11 protein-coding genes and 2 pseudogenes are annotated in these 24,528 nt (G+C 63.9%); 10 read left to right on the forward strand and 3 right to left on the reverse strand.

All coding sequences use genetic code 11. From position 1 onward, the window contains the following. The first annotated feature begins 29 nt into the window (after positions 1–29). The 4 genes from D7D52_RS36045 (at position 30) to D7D52_RS36060 (ending at position 3,643) form a co-directional block, all read left to right on the forward strand. On the forward strand, positions 30–1,364 hold the full coding sequence (locus tag D7D52_RS36045) for an NERD domain-containing protein (RefSeq protein ID WP_162958814.1): 1,335 nt from the start codon (positions 30–32) through the stop codon (positions 1,362–1,364). Between the two features lie 195 nt (positions 1,365–1,559). After that, the gene (locus D7D52_RS36050; RefSeq protein ID WP_120743436.1) at positions 1,560–1,757 is read left to right on the forward strand and encodes a hypothetical protein; all 198 of its coding nucleotides are present in this window, start codon (positions 1,560–1,562) and stop codon (positions 1,755–1,757) included. 33 nt (positions 1,758–1,790) lie between these two features. Continuing rightward, the gene (locus D7D52_RS36055) at positions 1,791–2,339 is read left to right on the forward strand and encodes a hypothetical protein (RefSeq protein WP_120743437.1); all 549 of its coding nucleotides are present in this window, start codon (positions 1,791–1,793) and stop codon (positions 2,337–2,339) included. A gap of 401 nt (positions 2,340–2,740) precedes the next feature. Next, positions 2,741–3,643, forward strand: a complete 903-nt coding sequence (locus D7D52_RS36060) for a protelomerase family protein (protein ID WP_120743438.1) — start codon at positions 2,741–2,743, stop codon at positions 3,641–3,643. Between the two features lie 189 nt (positions 3,644–3,832). Here the strand turns inward: D7D52_RS36060 and D7D52_RS36065 are convergent, their stop codons facing one another. Together D7D52_RS36065 and D7D52_RS36070 are read right to left on the reverse strand one after the other, a co-directional pair. Then, positions 3,833–4,696 carry a UvrD-helicase domain-containing protein gene (locus tag D7D52_RS36065; RefSeq protein ID WP_162958815.1) on the reverse strand — a complete coding sequence of 288 codons (864 nt, stop codon included), beginning with the start codon at positions 4,694–4,696 and terminating at the stop codon, positions 3,833–3,835. Then, positions 4,693–6,663, reverse strand: coding sequence for an ATP-dependent nuclease (locus D7D52_RS36070; RefSeq protein WP_162958816.1), 1,971 nt, complete (start codon positions 6,661–6,663; stop codon positions 4,693–4,695). The genes D7D52_RS36065 and D7D52_RS36070 overlap by 4 nt, the downstream gene beginning before the upstream one ends. Positions 6,664–8,691: 2,028 nt before the next feature. Between D7D52_RS36070 and D7D52_RS36075 the strand changes: the two genes are divergently transcribed. After that, positions 8,692–9,213, forward strand: a complete 522-nt coding sequence (locus D7D52_RS36075; RefSeq protein WP_120743441.1) for a hypothetical protein — start codon at positions 8,692–8,694, stop codon at positions 9,211–9,213. A gap of 289 nt (positions 9,214–9,502) precedes the next feature. Further along, positions 9,503–10,403 (forward strand): annotated as a pseudogene (locus D7D52_RS36080) (IS5 family transposase). 10 nt (positions 10,404–10,413) lie between these two features. On the opposite strand, the pseudogene D7D52_RS36085 reads toward D7D52_RS36080, so the two are convergent. Further along, positions 10,414–11,704: pseudogene (locus D7D52_RS36085) on the reverse strand (IS701 family transposase). 213 nt (positions 11,705–11,917) lie between these two features. Between D7D52_RS36085 and D7D52_RS36090 the strand changes: the two are divergent. The 4 genes from D7D52_RS36090 (at position 11,918) to D7D52_RS36115 (ending at position 24,506) form a co-directional block, all read left to right on the forward strand. Next, positions 11,918–13,270 (forward strand): competence protein CoiA family protein, encoded by a 1,353-nt coding sequence (locus tag D7D52_RS36090; RefSeq protein WP_162958817.1) that lies wholly within the window; start codon positions 11,918–11,920, stop codon positions 13,268–13,270. 1,744 nt (positions 13,271–15,014) lie between these two features. Next, entirely contained in the window at positions 15,015–15,845 is an 831-nt protein-coding gene (locus tag D7D52_RS36095; RefSeq protein WP_425464593.1) for a transposase family protein, read from the forward strand. A 4,703-nt stretch (positions 15,846–20,548) separates the two neighbouring features. Next, a complete protein-coding gene (locus D7D52_RS38385; protein WP_162958818.1) occupies positions 20,549–20,953 on the forward strand; it encodes a hypothetical protein in 405 nt (134 codons plus the stop codon). 22 nt (positions 20,954–20,975) lie between these two features. After that, entirely contained in the window at positions 20,976–24,506 is a 3,531-nt protein-coding gene (locus D7D52_RS36115) for an NB-ARC domain-containing protein (protein ID WP_162958819.1), read from the forward strand. Positions 24,507–24,528 lie beyond the last annotated feature (22 nt).

Consider the following 24,528-nt stretch of genomic DNA (forward strand, 5'->3'; position numbering starts at 1 on the left):
AGCTCTGAATGCCCAAGGGGGGCAACCACATGGTGAGAAATCCGGCCCGCGCCGCCACCGCAGCCGCGCGCCAATCCCGCCGCTTCCTGCGCGCCCTCGACGCCCGCGCCGAAGCCAAAACCACCACCAGCCGCACCGGTCCCGATCCGCATCACCACAAACCACTGATCGGCCACAACAGACCAACCGAAAGACCAAGGGGGACAACGATGCGGGTAGTCAACGCGGCCCGATCAGGCATACCGGACACCGAACTCCAGGTGATCAGCGCACTACGCCACTGGAACACCCCGGGCATCGTGGTATCCGGCGCGAAAGTCCCGGTCAAAGGCCGCAGCGGCAAGCAGACCAGCGCCGAGTCCGACCTGCTGGTGATCCTGCCGCACCTGACCATGGCGCTGGAGGTCAAAGGCATCACAGAACGCGCCGGCGGCCTGCTGCACTGCCCGGTACAGGGAGATTGGTCCCTGCCCGGCGTCATCGGGGACCCGGTGCACTCCCAGCAGCAGGGCAACCCCCGCGAGCAGGTGGAGCGGGTGATGTACGGATTCAAGAACTTCGCCGAGACCATCACCAGCCCCGGGATATTCGTCGACGGCCTGGTGCTCATGGTCGGCTGGCCCGGCCTGCCGCTCACCTTGGACAAAGGCGTGGTCCCGATGCCCCCCGGCCAGGACGTGATGGTCTTCGACCACAACCTGACACCGCTACGGGACTGGGCCAGCCGCCGCGCCCGCCGCGAAAAGGTCTGGACCGCCGAGAAAGTCGTCGCCGTGCTCGGCCAGCTCGGATTCTCCGAAACCGCCCGCGACCCCGACCAGCGCGTCACCTACGCCGAACTGGTCGCTGCCGGATTTCCCACCACCACATCGGAATCCGGATCCGCGACATCGGCATTCACGACCACGACGACCGGGACGACCTTCGACCCCGACGATTACGACCCGCAGGTCTACGCCGCACGCAACCCTGCCCCCGCAGAGCTCTCGGCCGCCGAAGAAGACGACGGGCCGTATGGCCGATCGTGGAATCCCCCACGAGATCCACGCAACTGGTACGAGCCCGCACCGCCCTCCGCCGCCGACCCCGGACCCCAGGCACCGGCCCAGTGGCCCCGACGCCGCCGCCAGGGCGGCGGCGGGCAACTCGTGCGAATGCTGGCGGCCGTCGCTGTCGCGCTGGGCCTGGCCGCCGCCGCGGGCGCGGTGCTGACCCCGCACCACACCAACGACCCCCGCCCCACCATCACCACAACCGAAGACCAGGCCGCGCCCAGCACCGACGATTCGACGCAACCGCCGGCACCGACGCCGACGCACCCCGCAGGCCCGGCACCGTGCTACCCGCTACAACCCGGATGCTGACCCGTCGACGCCTGGATCGACACACCTATTGCACCGTGGTGTCGACCCAGGACAATCGACGCAAAAGCGACTGAGGCGTCGACGCCGTCGGTGCGTCGATGCGGGGGTCGAGTCGAGTTGATCGGCCACCAACGGCGAAGGCCGGGAGCCTGTTTCAGCTCCCGGCCTTCGCCGTTGGTACCTATTCTGGCGGGCATGGTGGAGTTCACGGTGTACCTCGACGACCCCAGCGTCCCGCAGGGCCTTTCCTACGGATCCGACTCAAGTTTCTCCATCTCCGATTCCGGGGTGCTCAGGGTCGAAAGCACTGGGCACGTGCGCCACTACGCGCCCGGCTACTGGCAGCAGGTACACGAAGTGAAAAGCCAAGGCTGGTCATCGCAGCAGCAGTAAATCCTTGTCGGTGGGCGGGCGGATACTCGCCCCATGGCCACCAAGAAAGCACCCTGGTTCGGTCGAGTCCTGAAGTGGCACAAGATGCCTGACGGGCACGCGTGCGCCTATCGAGGCCGCGTGTTCACGATCGTGAAGCCCGAAGGCGCGAAACACTGGCACTTCACCGTGGACCCTGACGACCCCACCGCACCGCGGTCGCACTGGTGCGGTGGTCCTGGGCTGAGCGGCTCGCTGGAACGCTCGCGCCCGCTGGCGGAGGCGATGTTGCTGGTCGACCCCGCCGACCGCTTGCCGAGCGCACCGAATTTCATGTACGCCGTGCAGGGCGCCCCCCTGATCCTCGGTGATGCCCAGGACCTGGTCTCGTGGACCGATTCTGATCAGGGCCTGCTGCGGGTCTGCCGCCGCGCCACAGCATCGCCTGGTGAGCTGCCTGGTCCGCTCGTCGCGACAGTGCAACCGGTCTTCCACCGCGGCGGCCAGATCCTGCACTGGCGCATCGGCGGGCCCGACGGCACACATTGGGTCAACACCGCGTACTGGCGTGAGGCTTGCCGCCTGGTCGAAAGCCGAGCCTGACCAGCCTTCAAGGCCACAACGACAAAGGCCGGGAGCCTGTTTCAGCATCGCCTAAACCGCCACTCTCACTTGCCTATTCGCGTACCGCCGCACCATTCACGAAGTCTCGGAAAAGCACCCACCGACGGCCCCACCACGTGGGCGCTACCAAAGCGACAGATGCACAGCCCCGACCTGCGCGAATGACCCTGAAATGCGCCCACCGCAGCGCCCCCTGACGCTGGTCTGCCCGGTTCAGGGTGGAACTGGTGAAGGTGACGGGTGCGGGTATGTTGCTAGGCGGATAGATGGAACCACGGGAACACCAGGAAACTTCATCGAAATTTGCAATTGAATAACCAAATCCCCACCTTTTCTGTTACGCTTGGGGAAGTTGCCGACAGGATAGGGAGGAAACAGCCATGGCTCAGCTGTCAAAAGCGGAGGAACAGCGCATCGCCGACTTCGTCGAGCGGGTCACGAACACGCCCAAAGACAAGCTGCACATGGTGGCCCTGTCCGAACTCTCCTGGATTCACAACCGCAGAAAAGCGGACGGACAGAAATACTCGGTCCTGACGAACCGGAACCTGATCGCGGCCTATCGTCACGCCCTCGCCGCAAAATTCGGCGAATACTCGGATGTATCGGCCTATCTCCGATACTCGCCTGCCCGTTCCAAAGAATACGACAAGCACCAGGCCGAGGCTCGCAAAGCCAAGCATCGCGATGTCCGGCCGCTGGATCCGGACGAGTTCGTCAACACGGCACTCGTGTTGCTCGGAGACGCGATGTTCATGCGCTGGTCCAACCCGAAAGCCATCGCGGCATTGTGCGCGCTGACGGGCCGTAGGCCGGTCGAGGTGGCCCTCAGAGGCGTGTTCGAGCCCGATCCCACCAACCGCCAGCAGCTCATCTTCAGCGGTCAGGTCAAGACCCGCGACGATGAGCGCTCCGAGGAGGCGTACCCCATTCCCGTCCTGGGGGACCGTGACCTCATCCTCCGAGGCATCGAGGAATTGCGTGCACAGCCGAAGGTGGCGGATTTGCTGAATGATCCGGAACCGGATCAGAAAATCGTCAATAAGAAATTCTCTGCACGCTACAATAAAGAAATCGGACTCGCGACGAAAAAGGAATTCCAGGACCTCGACGGAAATCCTCTGATTCCCTCTGATTTGCGCGAGGCATACGCCGCGGTGGCGTATTATGAATTCGCCGAAAGAAACGTTCTCGATATCGCATATAAATGCGAAATCCTCGGGCATAAATTCATCGACACGACTCTCGATTACCTCGGATTCTATATCGAGACATCCGATTAGAAATCGGCAGAAATTCAAAAAGGGAAATCAGTAAAACCTAATTCCCGAATTCGGATTTACGAATTCGGGAATTAGGTTTTACTGATTTCCCTTTTTGAATCCGAAGATCCTCGACCTACCCGACACCGTCTGGATCAACCCACCGACCCACAACCCCACCACCAGCGAGGAGCCCTCCACCACAGCCGCTTAACACCGACTGGTCTCATACGGCTTGAAAAATTCCGTGTTGTTCCGGATCAGCAAGTCTGGCACGACGTGTGGCTTGGCGCCGCGGAAGAGGTAGAGCGCTTGCCAGGGATCGCCGACGAGGGTGACTGCGACGCCAGCGGCGATGGCTGCCTCGATGATGGCGATGTCGAGCTCGTTCGCGTCGAAGACCTCGTCGACCACGAGCGCGCGGATCTGCTGCCCGAGGCGTTCTTGAATGCGTGCGGCGTAGTCGGGACGTGCAAGGGCGTGCTCAAGAATGGTGCGGACATCGTCGTGGGTGCAGATACCTTGGAGCATGTGCGGCACGATGTTGACTGCTGGGACACGGTTCGCGAACTTCTCCGCGAACTTGTCTTTGAAAGTCAGGGACCTGCCGGTCAGCCCTAGTTCGTAGATGGAACGGGTGGAGGTCGTACCGCCGCAGGATGCCCAGCTGTCGCGGACCTCAAGTTTCACGTTTCCGTTGGGCCATAGCGTCTTCGCGCCTGGCCACTCGACGAGCCCTCCACGGAGGAGGTCGTGAAGTAGATCGGACATGATCGTGTCGAGGGTGACGATCCGGTGTGGCCAAGCGAGAGCCTCGGCGCCCCAGAGGCGTTGCACGCGGCGGCGCAGGTTAGACGTAGCCGCACGGGTGAAGCTGACTGCGAAGACTGCACGCGAGTCGTGCCGGTACTCGGCAGCGAAGCGCTGCACGCCGAATCGCTGGGCCGAGACGGTTGTTTTCCCGGTTCCTGGGCCAGCCTCGATGAAGATGTTCTTCTGCCCGGTGGCCGCCGCGTGCCTCTGCTGAGCGGTCAACGTGTCGATCGCGCCTGCGTGAGAGAGAGCGCCAGTCACGACAGTCCGAGCTCCTTCGTCGCCGTCGAGGATTCCGGCCCAGTTGTAGTGGCTTGGTCCGTGTCGTCGGTTTGATCCGCACCGTGTCCTGCGTTCTCCAGAGTCGGTCCCGACGCGGGCGGCGCTGTTGGGGCGGCGTACAGGAACTCGAAGATGTTCACGTACGGATCTGGCACGTGAACGTCGATGTTTCCTGCGTACCGGGCATCGCGAAGCCGCCCAGCAAGTGCTTCGGCGAACTCACCCTTCTTCGACGCGCCGGGCCCGGCTTTGACCGTCTCGCCGCCATCCTTGTGCTTGCCACGGAAGATATCCCGCACCGCCTCAGGGGTCACCTCGTCGGGCACCTCCAGGCCGACATCCTGCAAGGCCGGCTCAATGTAAGCCGCATTGAGCTCGGTGAGCTGTGGTTCCAGCGTCGGGTGACTGTGCTCGACGAGCAGCACGTCGGGGTCATGGTCGGCCGCCCAGGTCGGCTGCTCCGGTTCTTCGTCGAAGTCCTTGTCGCTGTCTCGGAGCACCGCCACGCGGCCGCAGAGCTCGTAGTGTCGGGTGGCGAGTAGCTTGACGGCCCAAGGGCCGACTTTGGTGCCCATCGGGACAATGCTGAGCGCGTCGATGAACGCCTGCTTGTCCTCGTCGTCGTCGGCCCACGCCCATCCGAGCTCACGCAAGACGGCCACTTCAGTCACCCCTTCCACGAGCAGAACACGGTTCGCGAACAGCGACGCCGATCGACTGGCGTCCAGGTGCAACCTCGCCTTCCTCAAGACCTCGTCCCGCGCAGTGAGCGGAATGTCCGCGACGGCCCGTGATAGCGGGCGGCCCTGGCTATCTCGGCGGATGATGACCAGCTCGGTCGGGTCGCACGAGGTGATGATGTCGGTCGCGTGGCTGGACAGGACGACCTGCAGCTCAGGGCGGAGCTCGACCTGACGCCGCAGATATCGCACCAGCGAGTGCTGAAGTTGCGGGTGCAGGTGAGCCTCTGGCTCCTCGATCAGAAGTGTCACGTGGAACGGGCTATCCGGAAAGAACGAGTCCTCGACACTCTCGCTCTCGGCCCTGGCTTGGGCTAGGACGCGGTCGGCTTCGACCAGTTCCTCTGCGGTCGGCTCGCGTGGCGGAACCGTCTGTTGGGCCTGTTGCGGAGGCGGCTGCTGTGGCGTCGGTGCACCGGCGGGCTGAGCCCGGGCCGCCTGCGCAGCGGCCGCTGATGCTTCTGCGATCTGGGTGGCGTCCGGGATAGCGGCAAGCGTGACCGCGATGTGGAGCAGGTTCACGTAGCCGAGGGCAACGACTTCCAGCGGCAGCGCGTCGGTGCGGCCGTCGACGGAGGCGAGCATCAACTCCAGCACCCTGGCCAAGTAGCGGTCGTCGACGACCTGGCCACGAATGTAGGGCCAATTTCGCGACACGCCGGCCGAGAGAGCTCGAAGGTTCTCGCCCACCCGGTCCTCCAGACCTTCGAGAACCTCGTGCGTCGCGAGCTGCTCGAGCAGTCGAGACGCTTGTGCCCGCAGGTCTGAAAGATCGCGACCACGACCACGGTTCTGCTGCTGTGCACGTAGGAGTTCCACCAAGACTCGCGCTTCGCGCCGCGACAGCTCGTCGAGGGGGTTGCGCCACGCAGGCAAGTGCACCAGCAGAATCTTGTCCTCGACTCCACTCGCGGAAGCTGTCAGGACCTGGGTCTTGATGCTCCCCATGCTCCGGTGCAGAGTCCGCGCCCAGTCCGCCGCGACCGTGCCGGGCACCGAGCGGCCGCTTTGGGCCTGCAGTTGGAGGCCAAGCGGACCCTCCTTCGCGGCATCCGCCTCAAACTTGTACTCCAGCTCGATGTCCCGGTCGCCTGGCCCGAGAGCTGCAGCCGAGTGGCGCGGCAAGTATGGGAATCGCTCCGGGTGTCCCAGGTACACCGCATCGCTGAACGTGGTCTTCCCGCCACCGTTCGCGCCCGCGATCACCGCGAATCGCCCTGGAAGCGACACCTCCAATGGATGGTCGACCGAGCCCCGTAAGCCCCGCACACGCACACGGCTCAAATACACAGGAAATCCTCTCAGAACAAGCGGCATGCCGACGGTCGCGCAATCTCGCAGCGAGCCTAGCGAGTCGCCACCGGCCAGCAGGTTCAGACTTCGCCAGGTCGGACAGACCATCCTCACGTGCGCAGGGAGCGCGTGTCCCGCGTCGAGGTCGACGACATGATGCAGGGACAATCCCCGCGTGTGCGGGGAGCACCTCGGGGCATTCGACGCAGGAGAAATAGCCGCCGGACCATCCCGCGTGGCGGGGAGCACTGGTTCGTGGAACTTACGGAGTCGCACAAGGCAGGACCATCCCCGCGTGCACAGGGAGCACGTGCTCAGCGAGCCGCGTGCCATCTGCATGGCCGGACCATCCCCATGTGCCCAGGGAGCACGCACAGATGCGCCGTAATGGCGTCTAGTAATTCGCTGGACCATCCCCACGTGCGCGGGAAGCACGTCGTCAACCGCCTTCTCAGGCATGGGATTTCCGGACCATCCCCACGCCTACGGAGAACACGACCGCCAGCCTACCGATTTTCGTCCGATGTAAGACCCATCCCCGCGTGCACGGGGAGCGCAGCTGGGCACTCGGTAGCGCGTTCGCGGATTTCGGACCATCCCGGCTGTCATTGAGAGTCCTTCCTAACGGAGTTTGTCGGGCCATCCCCGCGCACGTGGGGAGCACACGGACCGGATCCGTCGCGATTGCAGCCAAGTCGGATCATCCCCGCGTGCACAGGTAACCAACCGCGCCCCGGGCAAGCCTGAGGAACCGCGTGCGCGGAGACCACTTGAGCGTGAGATCGCGTTGCGACAGACGGGAAGGATCATCCCTGCATACGCGGGGACCACGTGGCAATCCGGCTGGGACTCAATGAATTCCAGCGGACCATCCCTGCGTGCGAGGGACCACCAGCAACGATACAGGCCGACGCCGGTTCCGAAGAACCATCCCTGCTTGCGCGGGACCACTTCGCCACGCGAGTGACGCGCACGCCAGGTACCGGACCACCCCCGCTCGCGTGGAGAGCACACTAGTTGATTCAGCTACATCGACGACCATAACCTCGGCTTGTTATGAACAACCGCTCGATCGAGCGAGCTCCAACCGTCAGAACCGGTCCCGATCTCACGCAATAACGACGGAACGATGGTGCGCACGAGCGTGTCCCCGCCGCCGAATGCCGAGCATTGGCGCGAACTAGCGGCCCGGATCTGTGTGCGCGACCGTGCACGCCGCGGAGAACCCGCCGAGGTGGCTCTCGTCCTTACCCGCCACTTCGATGAGGGAAGAACACCAACCGAAATCGCCCGCGAGACCAACCGCAACCGATCCACGATCAGCCGAATCCTCAGCAACGCTGAATAATTCGCCACACTGAACCCGAACTGGCGGACTTTTCGGAGGAAAAACTTAAGAATTCCAGCAGTACAACCCAACTGACAGCGAACCATCCCCAACATGGCTGGGAGCCCGCCGGTTTGCCGCTGCGTGAGGATCATTCCCACGTGCGCGGGGAGCGCGGTCATGCACGGAATCCGTACGCCTGCTGGGGTGGACAATCCCCGCGTGCGTGGGGGCGCGAAGCAGGGAAAGCTGCGAGGCTCGGGTACTCCGGACCATCCCCGCGTGCGTGGGGAGCAGGTGCTGATCCAGGATGTCGGCACCGGATTCAACGGAACATCCCCGCGTACATGGGGAGCACCGTTCGATCTCGGTCCATCCGTGGCTGTGCGGCGGACCATCCCCACGTGCGTGGGGAGTGACACGCACCGGCCAGCACCTGTCGACCATGTGCAACACCGGACCATCCCCATGCGCACGGGGAGCACTGCGAGGTCCTGCCGACCGTCGTACACGCGACCGGACGATCCCCGTGCACGAGGGAAGCACGAGGATCGCTGGATGCTCGAATTCCCATCTTGCCGAATCGCACAGGACACCGCTGCCACACTGGATCAATGGACGACTCGGACGATGGTGTTCCGGACTACGTCGACCGTCATTATGTACATCACGTCTGCTTGAGGCCGGGCGAGGTGCACGATTCACCGATATGGAACACCTACATCAAGCCGCTGATCGATCCCTTCGGAGACGAGCACACCGACTTCCGCTACTGCGATGAGGACGAATTCCATGAACTCATTTGGAATGTGTGGTCCGATGCGAGCGTCGATGAGGACGTCACGATCGAGCATGAGCGTGAGCTGTCAGAGGGCAGCTCCACAGCGCGGGGCAGCCGGATCGACTTCGTCATCTGTTACGACGACCTGCATCGAGTCGGAGTCGAGATCAAGGCCGCGGGCTGGTGGTCACTGGAGGCGGTGCAGGAGCAGCTCGTCCGCTACGCCGAGACCGGTGGGGTCGACTCGATGCTGCTGCTGACCGCTGATCCCGAAATGACCGAGATAGACTGGCCTCGGGACCTCGGAGTGCCCCTGTTCGTGGTCATGCTCACCGGCCGACGAGGCCTCCTCTAGATCCGTCGGCGCAGTTCGCACGTGGAGGGAATCCCGAGCGGTCGCCTGTGACGTCCATCTGCCACGTCGGTGACGTGCGTTACCGACCGGTCTCGACCGCAGGCAGTTGAGGCATCGACGTTCGACATCTCTTCCGGAACGTCGTAGGATCGAGACGGGTCGCACGTTGCCATAACCTAACCTCTGAATCTCAGTAACCCCGGCGCTCAATACAACTGGCAAATTCTCTAGGTCGTGTCTCCCAATGGGGTGAATCGATCGGCCCCATACGAGGGGCCGATCGTGCATCATGTCGGCCGTGGCGACCGCGATCGGTGATCGATACCAGGTTCTGACCGACAAGCAGTGGGAACTGCTGGAGTTGCTGCTGCCGAAATCGCAAGGCCACGTGGGCCGCAACTTCGCCAACAACCGCCTGATCGTGGAAGGTATGCTGTATCGGCTGCGCACCAGCCTGCCGTGGCGGGACCTGCCCGAACACTTCGGCCCCTGGCAGACGGTCTGGAAACGCCACCGCCGCTACGCCGCCGACGGAACCTGGGACCGGGTGCTGACCGCGCTGCTGGCATTGGCCGACACCACCGGCAACCTGGACTGGGTCGTGTCGGTCGACTCCACGATCGTGCGGGCGCATCAGCACGCCGCCGGCGCGGCCGCCGACTCGGTGACCGGGCTATGAACCCGCCGACCACGCGATAGGCCGTTCCCGCGGCGGACTGACCACCAAGATCCACCTGGCCACCGACGGCGCCGGTCACGGCTTGGCCGTGCTGCTCACGCCCGGGCAAACCAACGACTCACCGTTGCTGCCACCACTACTGGACGCGGTGGTCGTGCCACGACTCGACGGCGGAGCGCCGCGCCGCAACCCGGCCGTGGTGATCGCCGACCGCGCTTACTCAGCCGCGTCGAATCGAACCCTGTTGCGGCGCAAACGCATCCAGGCCGTCATCCCGGAACGCTCCGACCAGGTCGCCAACCGCAAACGCAAAGGCCGTGACGGTGGTCGAGCACCACAGTTCGATGCCGAACTCTACAAGCGGCGCAACGTCATCGAACGCGCCTTCAACAAGGCCAAACACTGGCGAGCAGTCGCCACCCGCTACGACAAGCTCGCGACCACCTACCGTGCCGGATTCGTCCTGGCCCTCATCGTCGAATGGCTCCGATCATTGGGAGACACGACCTAGTACTCCAGCATCACTTCGTGATGTTTGCCTGTCTTCGCTGGTAGTGGGCTTGTTTGGCCTGGTGCTGGTGTTTTCGTCGCCAGGTCGACCAGCGATAAGCCCTGTTCAGGTTCGGTGTCGGGGTGATCAGGTGTGCCAGGAGACGCTTGATTTCGCCGAGCGTGAGTGGAATGAGGCCGCTGCCAACACTTTTGGGGAAACAGCGGCCGTGACGGCGAGGTAGGTGTGGGCGAGCATGGCAAGGGTGATGTGGCGGTACCAGGCGTCGTAGCGGCGGACTTGATACTGGTCGAGCCCGACCTCGGTTTTCGCGGTCTGAAAACAGTCCTCGACCGACCAGCGGGCGCAGCGACCCGGATGAGGTCCTCGTCTGCAGTGCCGACCGGCGCGCCGCACAGGTAGTAGGCGATTTCGAGTTCGCCCTTCGCGTTTCGAGTCAGGGACCGGCGGGCCAGAAGCCAGCGCCGCCACCCGGAACCGGCTTCGCTGACCGAGGGCAATGTAGCCACAGCCCAATCGAACAGCCGAGGGCCCTTCGCGCCGTCGCCGCAGCTCAGACGCTTCCACGCCCCGGGTGGGGCGTCCGCGACGACCTGATCGGCGCGCCAACTGCCCGCCAGTGACACGATCGGCGCGCTACTCGGCACGGCCACCACATAACCGACCCGTCGGCGTTCGAGCCAGCGCCGGAACTTCGAATCGCCACCGTATGCCTCGTCGGCGGTGACCCAACGAGCGGGAACGCCGGCATCCAGGGCGCGGGCCAGCATCCGTTGTGCCAGAACCTGTTTCGTCGCGAACTCGACCTCCTCGGGTATCCCGGCATCGCGGCAGCGAGCCCGGTCGGCGGTCCACGACTTGGGCAGATACAACTCCCGGTCGATCAGCGTGCGGCCCTTCACGGTGGCATACGCGCAGAACACGCCGAGCTGGCAATTCTCGATCCGACCGGCTGTTCCCGAGTATTGGCGTTGCACGCCAGCAGATTTCGTGCCCTTCTTCAGGAATCCGGTCTCGTCGACCACTAGCACACCGTCCGTGTCGCCCAGGTGCTCGACGGCATAGGCACGTGCCTCGTCGCGCACTCCGTCGACATCCCAGGCCGCCTTGTTCAACAGCCGCTGCATCCCGTTCGGAGTCGAATCACCCGCAGCTTCTGCCAAGGTCCAGCCATTTTTCCCTGCTAGCGGCGCGAGCAAGCCCCGCACATACGCACGAGCCCGCAACCGCGGCTCCGCCCGATGAAACCGCCCCGCGACCCGCGCGAACAACTCCTCGAGCCCAGCCGACCACGCCGCCAGATCCTCATCAACCAGCACGAAATCCTATGCTACCCAATAACATCACGAAGTGATGCTGGAGTACTAGAGCTCAAGCTCTCCCACTTGATCTTTCCAGCCGGATCCTCAACTAAGCATCCCAAGTCGAATAGCGCGGCCTTGCAAGGGTTCTCCGCCCGCGGCTCGCCGCGGATGCCGGAGCACCTCCGCCTATTCCGAGAAGGATGTTCCGAGGTGAGTTCCAACCATCTCTTCGTCGCGCTCGACCTTGCGCGCGGCGAGTATGTCTGTGCCCCAATCGATCCCGCTGATCCATGCATGGATGAGCTACGCGCTTCTGGTAACCTCGGTGCGCGAGTGCTGATCTGTGCACTGTGCTACGCCGGCGTCGGCGCACTGCCAGGCACCAGGATTCCAGTCGTGGTGAAGGGACGCATCGGCGGTGAACGACGACCACATTTCGCACATCCTCCTGGCCAACAACCGACTGGGAGACGGCATGCGCCGGAATCGATATGGCATCTTGCCAGCAAGATGACGCTCGTTACATGGGCTCGAACTCAGCCATGTGTTGTCGATGTCCGCACCGAAGTGTGGCTGCCGAACCGCGAGCGTCGCTGCGACGTACGGGTCACGTTCTCCGACGGCCACCAACTCACACTCGAGGTCCAGAGCTCTCCACTGTCCGACACCGCCTGGAACCAGCGCCACCAGGACTATCACTGCAATGGTGTTGGCGACGTGTGGCTGTGGCACCCCGACAGCTCCATTCCGTGGATGGTCCTGAGAAGCAACGATCGTCAGCAACAGCTATGGATACTCGATCCTTGGAAAGGGTCGATCACGCTGATGGTCGGCGCACCCCACAACGGACAACTTCTGGCCTCTGGCGACGATGCCCTACGCCACGTACAGCATCTCCCCCCGTGCGTCGGAGACAAGCTGGTTCCCTACGAATTCCCGCTGCGCGACCTCGTGCTGACGCCGCAAGGCATCGTTATCCCACCAGAACTGGAGAAACAGTTAGCGGATCGCCCAGAGCAGCACGAACACCGAGTCCAGATCGTCGAGAACCTAATCAGCGGATGGAGCGCGCCGCAGAGCTCCACAACAGCATCGGCTCCGGCACCACCGGGCTCCCAATCCCGCCCGCCCGCAATAGACAACGAGGCACCCGTCCCAGCTCAGCAATCGCTGGATGGGGCCGCACAAGCCCACCTGAACTGGATCATCCTGCAAAACGCACTCCACGCCGCAGGTCATGTCATCGACTATCACGACGCCCCACAGCTTCGGCTGCCACCGACCAAACCGCGGGTCGTACGCTGCACCCGCTGCGGCGAGCTCTGCCCACCGAATGTCGCTCCGGAATCTGTCCAGACATGCCGACCAGGAAAGGATAGCCCGGTCGACCGCCCTGCAGGCCAACACATTTCGCGGGACCATCCCCACATGATAAGGAGCATGCCACAGCGGGGAGCCCGAATGGTTGACCTCATCGAAGCGCTCGAACCGGCAACCATCTCAGCCGAATCCTCAACGGCACCGAACAACTCGCCACCAAGGTCACCGCATGAAGCGCCTTAAATTACGCGAGAAGAAGTACCGCTCCTGCGGCACAAACATCCTTGAACCACTGTTCCACACCCCATTTCGGATCATTCCCGCGTGCGCGGGTAGCGTCGCGATCTGATCTCACACCCCATGTTTTTCTACGACCATCCCCGCAATATGCGCGGGGAGCACTCGCAGAGGACACCAAAGGCGCACTTGTGACTCGGGCCATCTCTGCGTGCGCGGGGAGCACGCCGATCGCACCATGCTCGACGACGACACCGGAGGGCCATCCCTGCGTGCGGGGAGCACCAGATCGTGCACGTGGACTTGCCCACGCCGCCCGGGCCATCCCTGCGTACGCGAGGAGCACCGGGTCGTCGGACGCACCGGCGTGACAGCCGGAGGGCCATCCCTGCGTACGCGGGGACGACGACGGCGTGGAGCGGATGCTCGATTCCGACGCGGGGTCATCCCCGCGTGCGTTGCGTGCGCGGGGGAGCACGGGGCCCTCATCGGTTACTTCCTGCTCGGCGGAGGGCCATCCCTGCGTGCGCAGGGAGCACTGCAGGCCGCCATTGGATGCGGCTATCTGTCCCGGGCTATCTCTGCGTGCGCGGGGGAGCACCACAGGGACACATAGTGCCTTGCGTATAGGCGAGGACCATCCCCGCGTACACGGGGAGCACGCGTAAATTCCACGCTGGCCGGTCGGGCGCTGGGGACCATCCCCGTATGCGCGGGGAGCACACCGATCGGCCGTCCGAGCACTTCCGGTTTACGGGCCCATCCCACGTCGGCGGGAAGCATCCTGTTAATCAGGAGCAACACTCGCTTTCCGTTGCGGCTGCGGGCGGGTCACTCATCACACCATCATGGGCATCGACCGTCCAGTCGTGACTGCCCACGTGAATTGGCCGCCGTTGGTTTGCCAGTCCGAATCCAACTCTGTCAGAACTGAACTCGATGGCACACTCCTCACCGCGGGGATAGCTGGTTCCAGGCCGCCGAGTACGGGGAGCACGGCCTTGCCGAATGTGCTGTCCCACATCTTGTCGGACCACCCCCGCCGCGTCCACGGGGAGCACTCTCGTGGCGTTCCCGCCGTTTCTCGTCTGCGAGACCACCCCGCGTGCGCGTGGACCACTCGTCGGTTCTCTCTTTCGGCCGCTTCGATGGCGGGCCATCCCTGCGGGGACCACAAGTACCGCTACGACCCGATCGCGTCGGGCACCGGGTTATCCCTGCGTACGCGGGGACCACACTTATTGACCAGGCCGTCGGCTCCAGCCTCGCCCGGTTTCATTCAGCGCAGTTCGGCCCGGAGTATCGGAATAAGCACGAAAAACATCCTGCCCCACAATCTAATTGACAGTGAAGAACCTCACGTGCGCGGGGAGCAGCTTGCCGACGTCGGGCCGGCTCCGCAGAAGTACGGACCATCCCCGCGTGTACGGGAGAACAATCTCGCGGTGTTGGTGGTGACCTGCGCCGCGACCAGGACGCGGTTACCACGGAACTTACCTTGCACTGGAGCAGTTGATCGCCACGTCGACCGCGTCAAAAATGCTCAAACGGCAGAGGCTCGGCCGCGTGAAACCCGAACTCCTGCAATGGCGAATCCTATTGAGCCACTGAGTGAGGTGATCTCATCAACTTCGGTGTGTGCTTGAGGGATTCGGGCATTCGGGAGTTTCGGGACTTGCCCGGTCATGGGCGTGGAGTCCCAGGTAGACCGGTTTTCTCCCACAGAATTCCGATGCCTGAAGGACTCCACGTGATCGCCTATCGTGCCATGCTCGACGTGTCCCGGGAGCTGGTCTGCCATGTTTCGCGGTTGCTGGCCGCCCAACGGCGAGCCCGGGGCACCCGCCGCGGTGCCCGGGCGCTGACACCGTTTCGGCAGGCGATGTTCGTGCTGGCCTGGTTCCGTAAACGCGAGGACATCGCGGTGCTGGGCGCAGGTTTCGGTATCAGCCGCTCGACCGCCTACCGCTATCACGGCGAGGCGATCGACGTGCTCGCCGCCCAAGCCCCCGACCTGCACGAAGTCCTGCACCACGCGCACGAGCAAGGTCTGACCCACCTGAACTTGGACGGCAAGCTGTTTCGCTCCGACCGCTGTGGCGAGCAGACCCTCAGCGTGAAAGGCGAATCGATCGACGCCTGGTATTCGGGCAAGGCCCACGCCCCCGGAGCCAACCTGCAAGCACTCACCGCGCCCGACGGCTTCCCGCTGTGGATCTCCGACGCCGAACCCGGCTCGACCCACGACATCACCGCCGCCCGCACCCACGTGCTCGGCGCATTATGTTGGGCCGCAGCACATCTGGATCTGCCGACCCTCGCCGACGCCGGATACGACGGCGCCGGGATCGGGGTGCACACCCCGGTCAAACAGCCCAGCGACGGCCGCGACCTCGATATCGACACCCGCACCCGGAACGCTCTGCTACGCGGGCTGCGCTGCCTGGCCGAACGCGGCTTCGCCCTGCTCACCGGACGCTGGCGCGCCCTGCGCCACTTCACCACCAGCCCCGAGAAAATCGGCGACATCGTCAAAGCCGCACTCGTCCTCACCCATTTCGAACACGGCCGACACCAATGAAAGTCGCTGAGATCACCTCAGTGAGAAGGGGGACCAGTTCACAAAATTCGTGCGAAATCCAGGATTGACGTTCCGTTGACACACGGGACTATCCCCGCGTGCGCGGGGGGCGCGCCACTTCTATCAGTCGTTACGTCATGCAGGGCGGACCATCCCCGAGTGTGTGAGGAGCACGTTCGCCCGCAACTGCAACGAATTCGCCCAGCGGGACCATCCCCACGTGCGTGGGGAGCGCGTCCTGCACAACGCATCGTTCGATCTCCAGGTCGGACCATCCCCACGTGCGTGGGGACCGCCAGCCAGGAACCTTCTGCAGCGCCTGATAGAACGGATCATCCCCGCGTGCGTAGGGAGCGCCAGTCCCCGCACAGCGAGGGATTCGATCGACTCCGGCCGCATCGGACCATCCCCACGTTCGTGAGGAACGCCCAGTCCCCGCGCAGCGCGATCGTGTCGATGCCCGGAGCATCCCCGCGTACGTGGGGAGCGCATCAGCTCGATCCACCCATTTACGTTGGAGGACGGACCATCCCCGCGTGTGTGCGTGGGGAGCGCTTATCGTCCAGCTTCTTGTAGGTGTCGGCGCCCGGACCATCCCCGCAGGTGTAGAGAGCACGATATTACCTGCACCGCAGGCAATTTCCTGCTTGCGGGAGCACATCCTGCGCCACTCTACCGCGGTGTAGGCACGGGACGACCCCTGCGGGCGCGGGGAGCACTCGCGCTCGAAGGCGTTGCAGACCTGCTGGGCAGGACCATCCTGCGTACGCAGGAAGCACACCCTGCGATCTCGTTCGATCTTGTAACAGTAGGGACCATCCCCACGTGCGTGGGGAAGCAGAGGTGGAACACGCCGGCAATCCCGTTCCCCAGCGAACCATCCCCGCGGGTGCGGGAAGCGCGTGTGTGCGGCGTGACCTTAGTCGAACTCGACCGGGCCATCCACTGGGAGCGGGGATCCCATGAACCCCATATCCGGCTCGCTCCAGACACTGGACCATCCCGGTGCGCACCGAACACCGATGCCAGTTGCACTGCTGCAATGGTTTTCGAATAGCACCTTCCCCGCGTGCGTGGGGAGCACGGTGTTCTCGTCGCCGAGGATTCCTTCACCGACGGACCACCCCCGCGTGCGGGGAGCACCGACCGACATGGATTCCGCTCTCCTGCATCGTAGGGCCATCCCTGCATGCGAGGGGACCACGTCACCTACCACAATGTGGACACCACGACTCCGGGACCATCCCCGCGTGCGGCGAGGAGCACTGGAGGGGTGCCAATCCCCTGGTCAAGCAGCGAGGACCATCCCCGCGTGGGCGCAGGGAGAACTCCGGTGATAATCGAAGGCTCAATGACCCAGGCAACGGTCGCCTTGCTGGTGATCGCTAACCCGAATCGTGTGCACCGAGATCGAGGCGCGCCGCCTACGTGCGCACAGAACCTCCAACACCGAACCGGCGACCACACGCAACAACGACGGAACGACGGTGCGCACGAACGTATCCCCGCCACATTGGCGCGAACTAGCGGCCCTGATATGTGAGTGCGACCGCGCACACCGCAGAGACCCGCACGAGGTAGCTCTCATCCTTACCCGCCACTTCGACGAGGGAAGAACACCAACCGAAACCGCCCGCGAGACCAACCGCAACCGATCCACGATCAGCCGAATCCTCAGCGACGCCGAACAATTCGCCACCAAGGTCACCGTATAAAGCGCCTCATTATGCGAGAAGAAGTACCGAACCTGCGGCACGAAACACCTTGAACCGCTGGTCCACATCCCATTTCGGATCATTCCCACGTGCGCGGGTAGCGTCGCGATCTGATCTCACACCCAACGTTTTTCTACGGACCATTCCCGCGTACAGGAGCGTCGTTCGGCGGCAGTTGGAGATCGAGTGCGAGGCGGACCACCCCCGCGCGCGTAGGGAGCACGAGCGCGACCGCACCATCTATGGGCCACTCGACGGACCATCCCCGCGTAGGTGGGGAGCACGCCAGCGCCATGTCGACCTGGTGGATCAGCCACGGAACATCCCCGCGTACGTGGGGAGCACTGCCGACTTCGCCGATTTGGTCCTGTGCCGGACCATCCCCGCGTGCGTGGGGAGCGCGATCCGGGCCTGCAATACCGGTCCCTCGGTGACGGACCATCCCCACGTGCGCGGGGAGCACTGTCCGCTTCTTGTGGTTCGGATCATCCCCGCGTGCGCAAGGTGCACGTTTCCTCGGTCAGCTTGATGGCGTTGGTGATCGGACCATCCCCGCGTGCGCGGGGAAGACGCTCAGGTGCAGGTCGGGTACATCATCGGCCGAGGACCATCCCCGCACCCAGGGAGCACCTGATCATTCCGATCAATCCGTACCCGCCCGACGAACCATTCCCGCGTGCACGTGGAGCACACCGAACTGTACGGAAGGGCGAGGCAAATGACAGACTATCCCCACATAGGCGGGGAGCACCCTAAGCCTAAGCGAGCTCGGCAACCTGCTCCTGCGTGGGACCATCCGCGCGTGCGCACGGAGCACGCCAACCTCTGCCCGCACCACTACACCGTGATCGGACCGTCCCTGTGCGCACGGGGACCATGCTTGTTGACCAGGCCGTGGCTGAGGAGACAGCAAAGGATCATCCCCGCGCGCGAGGAGAGCACGGTCGGGTCGACTTCGAGTCCGAGACGGATCATCCCTACGTCCGCGGGGAGCACTCAGTTAGTCGTCGATAGGCCCGTGTGGCCGTCGGTTCATCCCCCGCGTGCGCGGGGAGCACACCCTGGTGCAAGGCATGTTCGAGCGCGGCCACTGGTTCATCCCCGCGCGCGTGGGGAGGCCTGGTTTGGATCGCTTCGCACCACACGGTGTCGGGACCATCCCCGCGGGCGTGGGGAGCGCCACATCGACCATCCTGTCACTGCGGTGCGCGCCGGACCATCCCCGCGTGCGTGGGGAGCGCAGACCATCAAGACGATCTGGCCGCTCCGATCGCGGACCATCCCCGCGTGCATGGGGAGCGCGGGCGGGCCAGAACCGTAGGTGTAAGCAGAGTAGGACCGTCCCCGCGTGCGAGGGGAGCGTACCGCGTTGCCGAGCTGGCGCACCTGCTGGCGCGGACCATCCCCGCGTGCGCGGGGCGCGCCTACCCTGAGAACCGCTTCGCAAAGCGTGGTCCGGGCCATCCCCGTGTGCGTCGGGAGCGCCCGCGTGATTGCCGTCGGCGCGATACGGACAACGGATCATCCCCGCATGTGTGGGGAACGCGGAGAGGACGCCCGTTTCATGTCTTCCGAACTGGGACCATCCTCACGTGTGTGGAGAGCGCTGTACGCCAGACGGAACGGCGAGTCCGGTGCCGGGACCCTCCCCGCGTTCGTGGGGAGCGCGATGTCGCGGGCGGTCAACAGCAGCTGGATCCAGGACCAAATTCGTGCCAGAACCAGCATTGAGCCGGAATCGATACCTATTCCCGCCCAACAATATTCGCTGATCATTTCCGCATACACGGGGAGCACCGCTTGAGTCTGAATCATGGCCTCGGCAATGCCGGATCATCCCGGCACGTACGGGAAGCGTGTGGTGGACACGACTTCCCGATTCGCCGTCGCTGGGATCATCCCCACATTGTGCGGGGAGCACTTCGGGGTCGGCGAGCCGTGCGGGATGTGCATCGGATCATCCCCAACGTGCGTGGTGGGAGCACACTTGTCGAACAGGCCATTTGCGTGTCGACTCACCCATTCTCATTCGGTTTGCGCGACAAAGCAATCAGCCGGTCTCACCCTCCTCGCCCGCCACTTCAACTGCGTGAGGGAGCACGTGGCGGGCGGTTGTTCGGCAGCGGCGCGGGCCGGACCATCCCCGCGTGTGTGGGAGCACCGTGAGCACATGCTCGCCCAGATGCGAGGCGAGGGACCATCCCCACATGCGTCGGGAGCGCTTATCGTCCAGCTTCTTGTAGATGTCGGTGCCCGAATCATCCCCACGTGCGAAGGGAGCGCTTCTCGACCAGGCCGTTTACGTCCGATCACACCGGATTTCGTTCAGTTTGCTTGGCAAGCCAATTAGTCGGTCTCGATCGTCATTTTCGCTTGAACTTGCGCCTGCCTGGTTGCCCAATCCACCGGACTATCCCTGTGTGTGCAGGGATCACGATATCACCCGCGCCGCAGGCAATTTCGTGCGTACGCAGGAGCCCATCCTGCGCCACCTCTACCGCGGTGTCAGCACGGGAGCCCCCCTGCGGGCGCGGGAAGCACGGGGCGAATGCCAAGGGAGGCATGGCCGTTCCGGACCACCCGCGTGTGCGGCGAGCACTCGACGCGGCTATACCGTCGTGCTGGGCGACGGGACCACCCCCGCATGCGCGGGGAGCACGCTTACCTGGGCTTCAAGACGCCCGGCCCGATCGGACCATTCCCCTGCGTGCGCGGGGAGCATGCGGTCGACGGCATTGGTGTCGAGTTTCTAGGCGCGTCATCCCCGTATGCGCGGGGAGCACACACCAGACCGAACCATACGCTCTACTAGCGTCGGGCCATCCCGCGTACGGGGCGGATTCCACTCCGGCGCAAACGGCCTCGGCACGAGGCCGCCTGGACCTTAACGACGTGTTCCGCGGCCGACCAAAGCGTAAGGCACAACCTGCATACCTGTGCGATGATCCATTAGCCGGGATGCCCTTCCGGTACAAACTGTATGCGGGGGTGAATGACATGGATTCGGTGTCCTTGATCGTGGCTGCGCTGGCGGCCGGGGCGCTGAAAGGCGCCGGAGAGACCGCGTCGACCGCGATCGCGGATGCATATCGCGGATTGAAGGGTGTACTGACGCGCCGGTTCGCGGGCAACCCGCGCGCCGAGTTGGTGGTGGCTGAGCACGCAAACGATCCACAAACGTGGGAGGCGCCGATGGCCGCGGTGGTCCGCGACTGCGGAGCAGACCGCGACGACGACGTCCTGGCAGCGGCGCGGAAACTGTTGGAACTGACCGATCCTGCGGGTGCTCGGATTGGCAAGTACGTGGTCGATGCGAGGGGCTCCAATATCGGAGCCGTCGGTGACCACGCCCATCAGTCCAATGTTTTCGGTGCGCCACCCACCGGGAACTGACCAACCACAACGGGTTTCGGTCATGGAGCAGCACAGTGAACCGCCGACTAATGCGACGGTCAACGCTCCGCGCGCAAACATCGGGGCAATCGGCGACCACGTCACCCAAATCAACAACTACTTCACGATCGCTGACCAGTCGGAGCGACCCTCAACCGAGGAACCGACCGCACCACCGTCACCGGCACCGAACGGGCCGGGATTCTCCGGCGCGAGCTCGACCTCTACGTCCGATTGTTCGCTCAGCGCCACCGTTCCCGGCATGCTACGGCGACATGTCGCTCGAACCGAGCTTATGGAGCGTGTGAGATCTCGTTTGGTGCCTGGGGCCAGGGTGGGTTTGTGGGGCATGGGCGGCGCTGGGAAGACAACGCTGGCCGCCATGCTCGCGCGAGATGCCGGGGTTCAAGAGGTATTCGACCGCATCGTGTGGGTCGCCGTTACCCGCCAGGAAGAGCCTGCTCACATACAGGAACGAGCACTCAGGCTGCTCGACTATGTGGGTCGAGACGGCAAGCCGGTGCACCCGACATCTATTCAGGACGGCCAAGACCGTCTGACACAAGCACTTTCGAATCAATTGACGCTGCTTGTCCTCGACGATGTCTGGGATGTGGGTGTCCTACAGGCACTCGACGTGCCCGGCACACAGTTCGCGTTGCTGCTCACCACCCGGAACAAGGGCATTGCCGCGAGCATTGATGACGGTAATGAAGATGACGACCCTCCCGAGGTAGCGCAGCTCGAGATGGATCAGGCTTTGACATTGCTGGGGGACTGGACGAAAACCCCCGTCGATCAGCTTCCGCCAGAAGCGGATTCGCTGTGCATCATGGCAGGGTGCCTGGCACTGGGTGTCGCGCTCGTCGGCGGCATGGTCAACGATCGCAAAGGCCAGACACAGAAGTGGCAGAAGGTGCTGAGTCTGCTCGAAGTCGGCCGAGGCGGGGCGATCGAGAGCGAGCAGCGCGCTGACCACTATCAATATTCCAGCGTCGAGGTCGCGATCTCGGTCAGTATCGACGATCTGGACCCAGCGGCTCGGGACCGATATCGCGAACTCGCTGTCTTTGCCGGGCGCGGCGGATTCCCTGACAGCGCGGTGAACGCCCTATGGGCGCCCGCCGGACTCAACGCAGGGGACGCCAACACCTTGCTGACCAAGTTCATTAACCGCTCCCTGGTGCAGACGACCCCCGACGAGCGATACACCCTGCACGACCTCGAGTTCGATGTCGCCACCAAACAACTGAGCGCCGGTGAAGAAGGGATCAAGGCCGCCCACCAGCGCCTGCTCGAAGGCTATAAGTCTCGGACTCACCAGCCACTGGCCGACTGCCCGGACGACGCCTACCTTCCGCGGAATCTTGCTTTCCACCTTGCAGCTGCGCAGAGCCTAGAGCTGAACAAACTGCTGGTGAGTTTCGCGTGGATGGAACGTCGGCTTGCAGAGGCAGGCATCAGCGACCTGCTTATCGACTATTCGCATTACACCCAGGGATGGCCTTCGCCGACGACCGTCGAGACGGTGCACGGTGCCCTTCAGCTGTCGGCCGCTGCGTTGGCTGATGATCCGGATCTGCTTGCAGGCCAGCTCATTGGGCGTCTACTGGACGACTCGCGGCCGAAGATCAGTGCGCTGCTGAGTTCCATCCGTAGGTCCTCCGATCGCCCCTGGCTGTGCCCCCGAACTCCCGAAAGCCTCACAGGGCCCGGTGGGCCACTCACCCGCACCCTACTGGGCCATGTCGGGCGAGTGACCACGGTCGCGGTAACCACAAACGGTCGCTACATCGTGACAGGCAGCGACGACCGGACAGTAAAGGTATGGGTATCCACCACCGGACATCTCGAACGCACAATCCCGGCTCACAACAAACCGGTCACCGCGGTGGCGGTCACGGTTGACGGTTTGCGCATCGTGAGCGGCAGCGCTGACAGGACTGTGAAAGTGTGGATTCTGGACGGCGGACGCGAGCAGCGCGACGCGATCCCTGCCGGACATGTCTATGCTGTGGCGGTGGCCGACGACGACCGAATTGTCGTCGGCGGCGGGGACAAAGACCTGCAGGTGTGGACGTGGACACCGCAGAGCAAGTGGCTGGATTCCCGCCTGAGATGCGGCCACAGTTCGTATGTGAAAGCCGTGGCCGCCGCGGCCGAGGGTCGATATCTCGTGTCCGGCAGCGATGACGGGAGCCTGTGCGTCTGGGATCTGAACAGCGACAACCCGATAAATCTGCCGCGATTGTCCGGAGCCGTTGAAGCGGTGGCGATTTCCGCTGACGGACGATACGTCGTTGCTGGCGGAAGCGACGGCACGGTACGGGCATGGAACTTGTACAGTGCGGCCCCCGAGGTCATCCTGAGTACGCGCACTGCGAGGATCCATGCAGTGGCGATTACCAGTGACGGCAAGCACGTCCTCACCGCCGGCCAAGACCAGATCGTGCGAGTCTGGGACCCCGCCACCAACGAAGTAGTGCGCGAACTGCCCGGCCACACCAGCGATATCGAGGCGCTCGCGATTACTCGCGATGACCGATACCTAATCTCCGGTAGCCATGATCGGACGGTGCGGGTCTGGGATTTGACCGTCGAGGGCATCGAACCATTCGGGCACGACGCACCGGGCGAAATCAGGGCTATGGCCTTCAGCGCTGATGGTCGTTGCCTGGTCTGGGCTGGGGACGATCAGCCCATCAGCGTCCGCGATCTTCCTGACGGCGCGGTGAGACATCCACTGAATCACGTTGTGGGGCACGGTGATGCAGGATCGATAAAGGCGGCGGCGCTCAGCCCCGACGGTCAGCGCTTGATCTGTGCTGGATATGCCTGGCCCTTCAGTGTCTGGGATCTGTCCACCGGGCAATGCCTGCACATCCCCGATGATGCTGGCAGAGGGATCAATGCAATCGCTGTCTGCGCCGACAATCGGTATGTCGTAACCGGCGGTAGTGACAAGATCGCGCGGTTGTGGACGGTGCGACACAACGGCACCCTCGATCTGAAACTCAAAATGCCGGATCAGAACCACAACTCGAAGGGCGCTGAGGTCTATGCGGTAGCTATCACTCCTGATGCTCGATGGGTTGTTACCGGCGGCCACGACAAGATCGTTCGAGTGTGGGATGCGGAAACCGGAGAGCAGAAGCAGCAGCTACCCAGCCGCTCTGGGCGCGGTCACCGCGGCCGGATCACTGCTTTGGCGGTGACCAGCGACAGTCAGTACATCGTCTCGGCCGGCCACGACAAGGACATTCTGGTCTGGCGTATCGGCCACGATTGCCCGGTGCGTGTCCTGGAGGGTGACGCGGAACAGACTCACACACTGGCGATAACCGCCGACGACAAGCACCTCATCTCCGGCGGTAGCGACAACGCGGTGCGACTGTGGGATCTGGCGCGCGGGCAGGAGCTGGCGCACTGGGTCACCGACGCCGTGCCCGTCACCGCCTGCGTGGCCCACCCGACCGACCGCTGGTCGCTGGCGTACGGAGATGGTTCAGGTCGGGTAGCGATCTTGTCATTACGCGGGCCTAGTCAGAAGTAGCCAACTCCCCTGTCCCCCAGCA

This window comes from Nocardia yunnanensis, assembly GCF_003626895.1.
GTDB lineage: Bacteria > Actinomycetota > Actinomycetes > Mycobacteriales > Mycobacteriaceae > Nocardia > Nocardia yunnanensis.